Origin of the sequence: Arthrobacter alkaliphilus (assembly GCF_021483235.1) — a bacterium.
In the GTDB taxonomy this organism is placed as follows: domain Bacteria; phylum Actinomycetota; class Actinomycetes; order Actinomycetales; family Micrococcaceae; genus Arthrobacter; species Arthrobacter alkaliphilus.
In genome coordinates this window covers 138,453-150,975 of record NZ_JAKEEC010000002.1, presented here as the reverse complement: position 1 = coordinate 150,975, position 12,523 = coordinate 138,453, and the positions used below count along the sequence as shown (strand labels likewise).

The 12,523-nt window shown below is 60.8% G+C and carries 9 protein-coding genes; 8 read left to right on the top strand and 1 reads right to left on the bottom strand.

Annotation, left to right across the window (positions count from 1 at the left end; genetic code table 11):
- Nucleotides 1–222: 222 nt before the first annotated feature.
- A complete protein-coding gene (locus tag L0B83_RS03050; RefSeq protein ID WP_234756843.1) occupies nucleotides 223–2,571 on the top strand; it encodes a hypothetical protein in 2,349 nt (782 codons plus the stop codon).
- Nucleotides 2,572–2,658: 87 nt separating this feature from the next.
- Here L0B83_RS03050 and L0B83_RS03045 read toward each other — a convergent pair whose 3' ends face one another.
- Nucleotides 2,659–5,109, bottom strand: coding sequence for a polysaccharide deacetylase family protein (locus tag L0B83_RS03045; RefSeq protein ID WP_234756842.1), 2,451 nt, complete (start codon nucleotides 5,107–5,109; stop codon nucleotides 2,659–2,661).
- Between the two features lie 603 nt (nucleotides 5,110–5,712).
- On the opposite strand from L0B83_RS03045, the gene L0B83_RS03040 reads away from it, so the two are divergent.
- The 7 genes from L0B83_RS03040 to L0B83_RS03010 all read left to right on the top strand — a co-directional run bounded on the left by L0B83_RS03040 (nucleotide 5,713) and on the right by L0B83_RS03010 (nucleotide 12,496).
- The gene (locus L0B83_RS03040; RefSeq protein ID WP_234756841.1) at nucleotides 5,713–6,885 is read left to right on the top strand and encodes a TadA family conjugal transfer-associated ATPase; all 1,173 of its coding nucleotides are present in this window, start codon (nucleotides 5,713–5,715) and stop codon (nucleotides 6,883–6,885) included.
- Nucleotides 6,767–8,134 (top strand): recombinase family protein, encoded by a 1,368-nt coding sequence (locus tag L0B83_RS03035; protein WP_234756990.1) that lies wholly within the window; start codon nucleotides 6,767–6,769, stop codon nucleotides 8,132–8,134. Before L0B83_RS03040 ends, L0B83_RS03035 begins: the two co-directional genes overlap by 119 nt.
- A 327-nt stretch (nucleotides 8,135–8,461) precedes the next feature.
- Nucleotides 8,462–8,668 carry a helix-turn-helix transcriptional regulator gene (locus tag L0B83_RS03030; RefSeq protein WP_234756840.1) on the top strand — a complete coding sequence of 69 codons (207 nt, stop codon included), beginning with the start codon at nucleotides 8,462–8,464 and terminating at the stop codon, nucleotides 8,666–8,668.
- Nucleotides 8,669–8,896: 228 nt separating this feature from the next.
- A complete protein-coding gene (locus L0B83_RS03025; RefSeq protein ID WP_234756839.1) occupies nucleotides 8,897–9,214 on the top strand; it encodes a hypothetical protein in 318 nt (105 codons plus the stop codon).
- Nucleotides 9,207–10,007, top strand: a complete 801-nt coding sequence (locus L0B83_RS03020; RefSeq protein ID WP_234756838.1) for an LvrA C-terminal domain-related protein — start codon at nucleotides 9,207–9,209, stop codon at nucleotides 10,005–10,007. The genes L0B83_RS03025 and L0B83_RS03020 overlap by 8 nt, the downstream gene beginning before the upstream one ends.
- Nucleotides 10,004–11,287, top strand: a complete 1,284-nt coding sequence (locus L0B83_RS03015; protein ID WP_234756836.1) for a replicative DNA helicase — start codon at nucleotides 10,004–10,006, stop codon at nucleotides 11,285–11,287. Before L0B83_RS03020 ends, L0B83_RS03015 begins: the two co-directional genes overlap by 4 nt.
- Nucleotides 11,288–11,488: 201 nt before the next feature.
- Entirely contained in the window at nucleotides 11,489–12,496 is a 1,008-nt protein-coding gene (locus tag L0B83_RS03010) for a hypothetical protein (protein ID WP_234756834.1), read from the top strand.
- Nucleotides 12,497–12,523: the final 27 nt, after the last annotated feature.

Genomic DNA, 12,523 nt, shown 5'->3' with positions numbered 1-12,523 from the left:
GCGGTCGCCGCCCTGATCGTATCAGCGGGCCTCCCATCGTCTGCCACTGCCTTGTCGGCGGGGTCTACTGGGACACCCTCATTGGCCGCTCCGGCCGTGAGAGACCCAAGCCCACCGGACCAGCCGGATGACTTCGTTCGGTCGGGACCTCCGCCGCACAGGGTCGGAGCTGACTACAGCTACGTAAGTGCGCCGCTTGCCGGGACTTTGAAGACCACCCTTGTGACGGTGCAACTCGCGGACAAATCGGCCGCTGAAACCGATGCTGCGGTGCCCATGACTGCTGTCCAAGGAGCCCTTAGTGCTGCCCATGGGTATTGGGCAAGCATGACTGTTGGTCGGGTCGACATTGCCACGGTAAATGTACTGCGACTGCATAAGTCGGCTGCAAGATCTACGCAATCGCCTGCAGAAATCGTTGACATCGTTTCCAGTGAGCTGGGCTGGACGCAGAGTCCCTACACGGCCCTGGTGATGTTTGTCCCGGGCGCCTACCTCAGCAGCGGTGCCGCCGGAATGACGTACAGCAACGGCACTACGGGCGGGCGAATCCTGATGCCCCAAATAAGCCGACTTAGTTCTCCAGCGTTGACCCACGAATTCGGCCATGCGCTGGGGCTCGATCATGCCAACAGTCTTCAGTGCGGCAGCGGTGTGATGGATGTGGCATCGGGCCCTTATGGAGGCTTCGCCGACGCCACATGCTCTATAAAGCCCTACGGCGACAATCTCGATGTCATGGGGATTGCGCATTTTGACGTTACGCCGCAGCTCAGTGCAACCCTCTGGGAGGCAGGCCGCTTCGGAAACGGAGATGAGATCTCTGATCTGGGAATACCGTCGACGCCGCGGAGCGTGACGCTCAGACCGTGGGCGGGCCAAGGAGCAAACCGGGCCGCGAAGTTTACCGACCCCAAGTCGGGCGAGGTCTACTTCCTCGAACTTAGGGCACCTGTCGGGTATGACGCTGCGGTCGCGCAGGGGGGAAACCGCGGGGTGAAGATCACTCAGCAGGGCGCGGGCAACACCTCAATCCTGCTGCCTACGGACACCCGGCCCTCAGCGTTTAACGGATACTACAGCTCTACCCAGGCCTGGCAAGCAGGTCAGACATTCGTCACTCATGCTGGCACCCGCGTGAGCATCGACTCCGTCAGCGATTCTGCAGCCAGCGTGACGATCAGCCCGCCAGCTCCAGCAGCTGTGGGGTATGCAGAATCGGTCGCGATTAACCGGTCGGGCGATAAGGCGTCCCTTGACGTCAGTGGGTGGGCCTACGACAGTGCGAAGCCGTCTGAATCCTCTCCCGTCCATATTTACGTCACTACTCCCGACGGCGTGCAAACCGCCTACCCACTTACCGCAGATCAGCCCCGCCCGGATGTGAACAGGATCATGCAGGTCAGTGGCAATCACGGCTTTTCCCGGTCCTTCGACTTGACGGCGGCGGGAACCTACCGGGTTTGCGTGTACGCGCTGGCCAGCAGTGCCGGGCCTACGGATCTTGGTTGCCGCTCTCTGACCCTCGAAGGATCGGCGGCTCCGTACGGATACCTTGAGTCGCTGAGCCTCGTCATGGCGAACGGGCGGCCGACGCTGCGATCAGTAGGTTGGAGCTATGACCCGGGCACTCCATCGGTGCAAATCCCCGTTCACATCTATGTGACTGACCCAAGCGGGAATACCGTGCCTCAGGTCCTGTCCGCCGATCAGCCGCGCGCAGATGTGAATAGCGTCATGCAAGTGGCTGGAAACCATGGATTTACGGGCGACACCGCTGTGACGATGTCCGGGCAATATACGGTATGCGCCTACGGTTTGGCGGTCACACGCTTTGCACAAGGAAACAGTTTCCTGGGCTGTAAGTCGATGACGCCTCCGGTGACGCCCGCTCCGATCGGCTACTTGGAGAGTGTGGCCGCGAACACAGCTGCTGCTACGCCGTCCATTGAAGTCAGGGGTTGGACGTTGGATCCTGGAACTCCGGCGGCTTCCATACCCGTCCACATCTATGTCACAGATCCTGACGGCGCCACGACGAGTGCAGCATACAAAGCCAGCGAGGCTCGCGATGACGTGAACCGGGTGATGGGAACCATGGGAAATCATGGCTATCAGATCTCTATTCCGATCAAGAAACCCGGAACGTACCGCATTTGTTCCTACGGGCTCGCTGTCAGCCAGTTCCCCCTCGGAAACACGCTACTCGGGTGTCAGTCCGTCATCGCCCCGAGCACTCCGGCACCCATAGGCTACCTGGAGTCTGTCAAAGTGGACGGTTCATCCCTCATCGCTACTGGCTGGGCCATGGACCCCGCGATAACCAGCGCGAGTATTCCCGTTCATGTCTACGTGACTTCCCCTGACGGCTCAACCCGAGGCACCGCGTACGTTGCGAATGGCGCCAGGCCTGACGTCAATGGAGTCTTTCAAGTGGCTGGAGACCATGGCTACACTGCCTCTATCCCGGTGACCCAAAGGGGAACCTATGCGGTCTGCGCTTGGGGGATCGGTATTGCGGCGCTTTCGGCGGGCAACACCCAGTTTGCTTGCAAATGGATCAATTACTAGCTGGGTGACATCTGCCCGGAAGCGCTCCGTCCCGGCTTGCCATGGCGAGCCGGGACGGAGCGTTTCTTTTAGAAGGGAATCAGGATCTCAGGGCAGGAAGTACCCTGAGACGTCCGCTACGAGTTGGGCTGTGCCCGATGAGCGGTTGTACAGAGCAACCTTTCCGTCTGTTCCGGTTGGCACCGTGACCAGGTTGGGTACCGTTTGCGCTGTCGCATAATTCAGGTTCGACGTCGCGGGCAAGGTGGTTCCGGACGGGTACGCAGTGACGAATCCGAACGACGTCGGCTGGGTAACCGTGAGGTTGAACACCACACCGCCAACCGTTGTAGGAACCCCGCTTACACCGCCAACCTGGAATGCAATGGTCGCGCCAGGTCCTACGGCGTTGTTGGGGGTATTTCGGGTATCAAGGAACCTCGTTGGAGCAACAGCTTGGAAGGCTCCGGAAACTGTTGCGGGTCCGCCAGCCAGGTAGTATCCGGAAACATCGGCTATCAGTTGCGCGGTGCCTGTGGACTCGTTGTAGAGGGTGACCTTTCCGTCCGTTCCCACCGGCACCGTAACGCTGTTGGGGACAGTTTGTGCTTTGTCATAGTTCAGATTCGATGCGTTCGGCCGGGTGGTCCCCGATGCGTACGCTGTCACGAAGCCGAAGGACGTTGGACTGGTGACCGTGAGGTTGAAGGTAACTGCCGAGACTGCCGCGGGAATGCCGTTGACGCCGCCCACTTGGAACGAGACTGTTCCCTTGGGCCCAACTGGAATGTTTCCATTCCGGGTGTCGAGGAATCTACTCGGCGTCATCGGCTGGAACTCGCCGGGCGACTGGGAGGCGGCTGTGGTGTAGTAGCCGGAGGCGTCGGCGATGAGTTGAGCAGTGCCGTTTGACGCGTTGTAGAGGCTTACCTTTCCGTCCGCCCCCACCGGAACCGTCACGAGGTTGGGTACGGTTTGGGATCTGTCATAGTTCAAGTTGGAGGCATTCGGCTTGGTAGACCCGGAGGCAAAAGCTGTAACGAACCCGAACGAGCTCGGCTCTGTGACCGTCAGGTTGAACGTCACGGCGTTGACATTTGCGGGGATGCCGTTGACTCCGGCGACCTGGAATGACACGGTCCCGTTCGGTCCCACCACGGCACTATTGCGGGTGTCGAGCAACCTTGCCGGCGTCATCGATTTGAAGACGCTCGGAGCGCCGATCGAGTCATACAGCCCGTAGTCGTCCGTGATCAGTGTTCCATTGCTCAGCAGGTTCAATCCCATGCTGATGGCGGTCGCTCCGGCCGGTACCGGCGGCGAAGTCCAGGTTGCCTGGGTCCAGCCTGTCGAGGCGGCGAATTGGGGACTTGCCGTCCAGTAGTTCCAGGTTCCCAACCCGGTTCGGTAGTACAGCTCGAACTGGGTCAGGGCCGTCGATTGATACCAAGCCGACATCTGGTAGACGTGGCCGGGTATGGCGCTCGGGGCACACTGGCCCAGGTCCAAGGTCGGCAGGAGCTTGGCATCGCCACTAACATAGCCGGAAACCACCAGTTTTTCGGCAACCGAGCCCGTGTGGCCAGGCGACACGCTGCTGAAGGTGTGGGTGTTCGTGCCGTATGCGCCGACGGCCCAGCAATACGGGAGTCCAGTGGCTACCGGACCGGGCGTTTCCAGGCTGGGGTTCTGAATAAGGTTTCCGGTGGTGATCGGAGGAGGTGCAGCCGGTCCGTTGACGAGCGGCTTGTTCACGTCCAAGGCGGGGTTGCTCGGGTCAGGGAACTGGGCCGCCATGACCTGGCGGACTGTCTTGACTACGATCTTGCCCGCGGTTTGTTCGGCCGCCAGCCAATCGACGTAGCTGTGGAAATTGGCAGTCGTCACACTCAGGGGGTCCGTTTGGACATCGAAGTGGTGGAACGTCAATTGCACCCACCCGCCGACAGGCTCTGCCTGGGTCACAACGGCCTGCATGTCAGCCACTGTCCACGTGCTGTCGACCTCGTCGGGCGCTTTCGTGAAGAAGAGGTCTGAGGAAGGAACGGGCAACGGCTCAGCAACTTCCGTAAGTGTCGGCGCAACCTTGCTCTTCAGATCGCCAAGGCCGCGTGCGCTGTTGTAGCCGCAGTTGGCAACTGTTTGTTGGACTGCGGGCGTGCTGGATGCGAACGGATAGGCAAAGTTGGTTACCCGGAAGCCCATCGTGTTCAGGTTGACGCGGTCATTGCATACCTGCCGTGCCACCTCGTTCGCGTCCATCTGTGCAAGGTCCGGGTGCGTGACAGTGTGCCCGCCGATCTCATTGCCTGCCGTCTGGAGGGCGAGCCCCTGGGCGGTCGTCATGTACGGGGGCGGTCCACCATTTGGATCAGTCGCATTCAGATAGCCGGAGGGAAGGAAGAATGTCCCGAACATCCCCTTGGAATTCAAATAGTTCGCCGCCGCCATCTGGTCGGCGTTGGCGTCATCGAATGTCAACGTGACGACAAGAGGACCCGCTGCGTGTGCCGGCTGGGTCAAAATGGTCGCGTTGAAGAGCGTTGCTAAGAGAAGCACGACTCCCGCCATGGCAGTCGTCTTTCGATGGGTCTGTTGGCCCTCAATCGGGAGCCCCCGCCCTTGGCCGGAGGCCCCTATCCACCTGCTTTGCATCCCGAGTCCGTTCGTCGCGCCTGCAACGTGACTGGTGAGACCTTTAGCGCTCGCGTGATTTGTTTGCACAACTGGTTTCGTCAGTACTCATCGTGGGCATTAATTTATGGGAACGGCAGCGCGCCAATGGACCTGAAAATCTTCTTCGGCCATAGCACGCCGCTGATTATTTGACGCTACGAGCGGCCCAATGAGGGTGTCAACACTCGTATTTAAGCACCGCCATCACTCGAGTAGCGGGCCCACTTTGCGCGGATTTCGCGGTCGCGTTGCCGCGCGGTTGCACGGGAGTTGCCCCGAATAATCCAATCGGCGGAGTTTGCCAATGAAAGCGCAAACAATGATTCCTGTGTGACCAGAGTTTCTTATGTTCCCTGTGCGATAAATGAGTAAAGAGTTATTCACAGTTACCGCAATTTTGATTGTTTCCGGGTTGTCATCTCGCCTAGTTTTAACCTCATTGATGGTTTTCGGTTCACCGGGAGCCCAAGCTGAATTGGGGGAGTAATGGATGCATTGCGCATCGTCGAGGATGAAGTGCGGGAGCTGATCCGTCGGCGGGGACTGGATCCGTTGAGCCAATCAGTTGAAGTGCACCGCCTCGTAGAGGCTGCCGTGAATGACTACGATGAGCGGGCGCTTCTGGGCCCCTTGCCTCCTTTGGGACATCCGGACACTGCGCGCAAGTACGTGTTCGACGCCGTTGCGGGCTTCGGACCGCTCCAGCCGCTTCTGGACGATCCCACGATCGAAGAGGTCTGGCTCAACGCCCCCGCCGAGGTCTACGTTGCCAGGAACGGCGAATCCGAACTCACCTCGATCAGCCTCACCGAACAGCAGGTCCGCGATCTCGTTGAGCGAATGCTCAAGAGCTCCGGACGCAGGCTGGACCTCTCCTCACCTTTCGTGGATGCGGCCCTGCCCGATGGCTCCCGGCTCCACGTCGTCATTCCCGATGTCACACGCCGCCATTGGGCGGTGAACATCCGCAAATTCGTGGTCAAGGCGACCCGGCTCGAGCACCTTGTGGAATTGGGTACGTTGACGCCCGAGTCAGCCCGATTCCTGGGAGCCGCGGTGGCCAGTGGATTGAACATCCTCGTTTCAGGAGCCACCCAGGCTGGAAAGACCACGATGCTCAACTGCCTCGCGGCAAACATCGGCTCCCGGGAGCGGGTCATCACCGTTGAAGAGATCTTTGAACTCCACTTCCCGCTGCGCGACGTCGTTGGCCTCCAGTGCCGCCAGCCAAACCTGGAGGGCCAGGGCGAAATTCCCTTACGCCGGCTTGTCAAAGAGGCCCTGCGCATGCGGCCCGACCGTCTCGTGGTGGGCGAAGTCCGGGAAGCCGAGAGTCTGGACATGCTGATTGCGTTGAATTCGGGCCTGCCGGGCATGTGCACCATCCATGCAAACTCCGCCCACGATGCGGTGACCAAGCTGTGCACCCTGCCGCTCCTGGCCGGTGGAAACATCGCAAGTGCGTTCTATGTCAAGGCACTACGGACGCGGTATTGTCGAACTTGTGACAGAAGACTTCCGCGCAGCCATTTACTGCCGCATATCCAAGGACCACGAAGGCGCGGGACTTGGCGTCCAGCGCCAAGAACAAGACTGCCGCGAAGTTGCGGCCAAGCTAGGCTGGAAGGTCGCCCGCGTATACGCCGACAACGACATTAGTGCCTACAGCGGTCGGCTTCGTCCCCAGTACCGAGAACTACTCGAAGCGATGAAGGCCGGCACCATCCAAGGAGTCATTGCCTGGCACACCGACCGCCTGCATCGCTCTCCCCGTGAGCTTGAGGAATACATCGACGTGTCCGAAAAGCAGGGCATTACGACGCAGACCGTCAAGGCGGGGGAGATCGACCTAAGCACACCCTCGGGTCGGGCTGTGGCCCGGACGCTCGGCGCTTGGGCGCGCTACGAATCCGAACACAAGTCGGAGCGGATCACGCGGAAGAAACTACAGCTTGCCCAGACGGGCGCCTTCAGTGGGGGACCCGTCCCGTTCGGGTGGAGGATGGAGAACGGCGTCCCGGTCATTGTCGAAGATGATGCCGCCGAGATCCGTAAGGCCATTACAGCGGCCATCGCTGGCGCTAGCATCGGCTCCATCGTCACCGATCTGAACGCTCGCCGTATTCGCACCCGGCGCGGGCAGGATTGGACTTCGACGGCGGTCAGAAACATGCTCCTTCGGCCAACGAATGCGGGGTTATCGGCCTACCGCGGGGAGATCGTTGGCAAGTCCGCCTTTCCCCCGATCATCTCTGAGGATGAGTGGAACACTGTCAGGGCCATTGTCACGAACCCGTCGCGCCGAACGCAGGCTGACTCCAGGGTGAGGCACCTGCTTGCCGGGCTACTGGTGTGCGGCACATGTGGAAGTGCCATGAAAACATCCTCCCGCGCCGCCGGGGCGGGCCGGTCCAAGTTCTACTACAAGTGCCCGACTAAGGGTGAAGGTCATGCCTTCCAGACTGCGCAGCCGGTCGAGGAGCTCATCGCTGAGACGGTCTTGGGAAGGTTAGATCAGCCGGGCGTCATCGCCAAGCTCGGCGGACCGTACGACTTGGGTCAGCAGCAGCGCTTACAGGAGGAAGCTGTTGCGCTACGGGCGCGATTGGACACGGCCGCAAACAGCTTTGCCGACGGCTTGATTACCGCAAAGCAGATGGAAGCTATTACCAGCCGCATTCAAAGCAAGCTCGAAGAGGTTGATTTGGACTTGGCCGCAGCGGCAAGGTCTGCCCTGGTTCCCGCGTCGGCTTCCGAGGATGTTAGGTCGTGGTGGGAATCCGCCGGGCTAGAGCGTCAGCGGGCTGTGATCGATGCGCTCATGGTGCCCATCGTTGATCCGGTCCGGAAGAGTGCGCCACGAACTTTTGACGAAGAAAGGATCCGCATCGAGTGGAGGACTCAGTGAGTGTGCGTGCTTGAGTCCAAGTAGGACTCCCCGCCCCCGATGACAGTCTCACCCGGGCGTTTGTGCCCAAATCACACCGCGTGAGGTCAGAAATTGACTTCTCAACCCTGACACGCTACGTTATCTATAATTGCGCATGAGGTATCGGACTAAGAGTCTCCTCGCGCCAGAAACCCGAACGGCAGCCCCGCTCGGGTTTTTTTGTGCCCAAAATCAGGGCGCATCTCCCGCCGAGTAGATCGGCATCCCACCCAAACAACCATGGCCGTAATCGGTCGCGCCTTCCGGGCGTGAACGCATTGCGGCCTTTCGCATTAAGGAATCCCTGTGACCAGTCCCGAATTTGCCAACCTGACCGATGCAGCCGACGCGGCAGGCGTCTCCGTCAAATCCATCCGCCGATACATCGCCGCCGGACGTATCACTGGATACAGACTCGGCCCCCGGATGATCCGGGTCAATCTGAACGAGCTCCAAGACCTTCTGGCCCCGATCCCCAACGCTTCCGACAACCACGGAAAGGCACAGGCATGACGAGAGAAGCACACCCTCGGGAGAGGTTTGCGGGTTACGTTTCGAGGGTCGTTGCGGAAGCGCCGCCTCTCTCCGATGACTTGATAAACCGCATCGCAGTCCTGCTCCGGCCCTCAACCTCCTTCGCTAAGAGGGGGGCAGCGTAACCGTGAACCCAAAAGGAAAGCGCCCCTGCCTGCCAGCCGGGACGCCTTCGAAATCAATGCTTGAAACCTCTGTAATTGTACCTTGCCGGGTACGACTGGTTCGCAACGAGGCGGTGACCGTTTGATTCTCTCCACGGTCCAGATCATCGACGTGACGGCATTCCGCTGGCGTAACACCTACGACGCGGGCGAATTGCAGCGTCACGCCGACGAAGCGCTCCTGTCCGCTCGACCAGGCGACGTCGTTCGTCTGATCGTTGGCGACCTCTCACCAGCTCCGGTCCAAGAAAGCCTCCAGTGGGTGAGGGATGACTTGCTTTACAGCATCGAGGGTCACCCCAGGGTCACCAGAGCATGGGAGGCAGCCTTCGGAGAAGTCGAGGTGACCAATCATGGCTGACAAACGCTTATGGACGCAGATGGACCTCGGCTTCACCAGCAATCCGAAGGTGCAGGAGGTACTTGCCGAATCCGCTGGCGCGGTAGTCCTTTACATCCACAGCGTGCTCATGTCCTGTCAGCACATAACCGACGGCTTCGCAAAGGAGAAGGTCATGGTCCGGACATCCTTCGCTTCGCAGGCGGACGCTGACCTGCTCGCAAGCGCAGGGATGTGGCACCGCCCCGGTCATGATTGCGAGACCTGCCCGACGAGTGTCCCGCTCGGCGAGGTCTATATTCACGACTTTGAGGAACACAACCCCATGTGGACTACGCGGGCCGCGGAGACGCGCTCCGAGAAGGCCACAAAGGCCGCACGTGCACGGTGGGCGACCGATTCAAAGTCCGAGGATGCTACTGAGCATGCCGCGAGCATCGGACAAGCATCCGGCGAGCAATGCTCGGAGGATACTCCGGCGATGCCAGAGAAGAGAAGAGAAAAGAAGAAGATATCTAGCTCATCTTCGACCGCCGATTTTGATGCGTTTTGGGTGCGATATCCGCGAAAAGTAGCTAAGGCGGCAGCCCAGAAGGCGTTCGCCAAGGCGCTGAAGTCCACCGACGTCGAAACGGTCATGTCAGGCGTTGAAGCACTCCGGACGGAAGTCGCCGGCAAAGATCAGAAGTTCACGCCGCACCCGGCCACATGGCTCAATGAGGGCCGTTGGGACGACGAGCCGTCAGGGCAGTTGCAGATCCCGGTCAACAGCCCCTGGGATCCTAGCTTCCACCGGATGCAGGCGAGCGCATGAACGAGCCCACGACACCCCCGCAGGACATCGAGGCGGAACGGTCAGTACTCGGGGCGATGATGCTGTCCCGGGATGCGATCCAGGATGTCTCGGAGATCCTCACCGGCGCGGACTTCTATAGGCCCGCCCACGAAACGATCTTCCGGACCATCCTCGACATGCAGAGCCGCGGTGAGCCGATCGACGTCGTGACCGTCTCAGGCTCCCTCACAGGGGCCGGAGAGCTCGCGAACATCGGAGGACCCGCACAGCTCCACGAAATCGCCGCAGGGACGCCCTCAGCGTCCAACGCAGGCTATTACGCGGAGATCGTGGCGAAGCAGGCCGTCCGCCGCCGCCTTGCCACTGCTGGGCACCGGATTGCCTCCATGGCCCACCAACCCGGAGACGAGTCGGAACTAGTAGAACTCGCCCGGAAAGCCGTCGATGCAACATCCAAAGCCACCACGTCGGCGGTGCAGTCCTTTGGCGAGACCGTCGACGCCATGCTGGGGCAGTTGGACGAGAAGCCTAACTACATCCCCACACCATGGGCGGCGCTGAACTCGATCATCGGCGGCCTGCGCCCGGGCGGTTTGTACGTGATCGGGGCTCGGCCGTCAGTGGGCAAGTCAGTGATAGCCCTCCAGCTTGCCAAGGCGCTCACGGCGGAGGGCTCGGTTGCGTTCTCTTCGTTAGAAATGAGCACAGCGGACGTCCAGATGCGAGCTGTGGCGGCGGACCTGCGCATCGACCTGAGGCGCCTTATCGAACGAGATCTCACTCCGGGGGACTGGGAGAAGATCCGTATCCGCCGGGCCGCATGGCAGAACGTCCCTCTCTACGTCGATGACAACTCGGGCGTGACGATCACAGACATCAAACGCTTCGCCCGCTCGGTGAACCGTAGGCAACCACTTGCCGGGCTCGTCGTGGACTACCTGCAATTGATGTCCCAGCCAGCAGGCGACAAGCGACCGCGGCACGAATTCGTCGCGGACATGTCCCGCCAGCTGAAGATACTGGCAATGGACATGAAGATTCCCGTCGTGGCCCTCTCCCAGCTCAACCGAGGCTCAACACAACGGGATGACCAGATGCCGAAGATCTCTGACCTCCGCGAATCGGGCGCCGTCGAGCAGGACGCCGACGTGGTGATCCTGCTCCACCGGGAAATCATGGGCGAGAAGCGCGGCGACCTCGCCATGCTCGTAGCGAAGAACCGAAACGGCTCTACCAACGTCGCCCAGCTCGACTTCCGGGGCCACTACTCAATGGCACTCGACAAGGGAGCCGCATGAACATCACGCACGTCAGCGACAGGGCTCGATGGCTCTCCTAGGACCCCAAATGACTTCAGTAGCGTTGACCCTGACCCCGTCCGGCGCAAAGGTCGGAGCCCACCTCATGCGCGAGAGCATTTGTGCTGACCCACCGGGAGCCCTCCCCACAACCACTCCCACAACTCAAAGAACACACAACTTCACTAAGGAAATCCCCGCATGGTAAATGCAATCCTCGGCATGGATCAAGGCTTGGTCCAGCGCTTCCTCAACATCGAACGGCAGCTCCGCGCCCTCGGAACCCAGCCAATCCTACTCAACGCAAGTACCGGTCAGGACGGCGGCAAGGGCATCAGTACCGACCTGAACGGGCTGCACCTGTACGGCCCGGCGGGCGTAGAGGTGATCCATCTTGATACGAACACGGGTACTCTTTTCGCGGTCGGCGATGTCGGGCAGGCGTCACTCACCGCCGGCGGAAGCGTAGGAAGCACCGTCCCCATCCTCGCCTTCCGCACATTCGACGGCGGGGGCGTCCAAACCGCGGGAGCGCAGGTCTTCCAGAGCTATAACGAACTGGTCATTGCAGGCCCCTCCACTTCGACCAACGGCAGTTCCAACGCCGTCATCTCCGCTAAGGACAGCGGGGCGTGGGCGAAGGTCTACGGAAGCACAGGATCGGGCGCTGCCTATCTGAATATCACCAACACGGGCACCTTCTACCTGGGCAACTGGGCGGGCACCGCGGGTGTCTACACCACAGCCCAGAACGGCCCCATCCTCGTGACCGGCGGCCTTACCGTCTCGGGCACGAAGAACTTTGTCATGGACCACCCGACAACCCCCGGGTGGTCCCTCAAGCACGCCTCCACCGAATCCCCGCACAACGGTGTCGAATACTGGGGATCCGGAACCCTGGACTCGACAGGGCAGGCGGTCATCACCCTGCCCGGGTACTTCGAGGCTCTGACCTACCCCGAAAACCGGAACATCCAGCTCACGCCCATCGGACGCGCCACGGTCCCCATGTCGGCAGACAGGATCGCTAACGGCAAGTTCACCGGCTACGGCAGCGCGGGGCAGGAGTTCGACTGGCTCGTCAAAGCTGTGCGCAAGTCAACGAACCCCAACGAACCGATCGACTTTACCGTCGAAGGCCCGAAGGAATCCACGCCACCGCCCGCGCCACCCGCTCCGCCGGAACCAGGCGCACCGTCCGTAAAATAGCCAACCCAGAGGAACCGATCTATGACC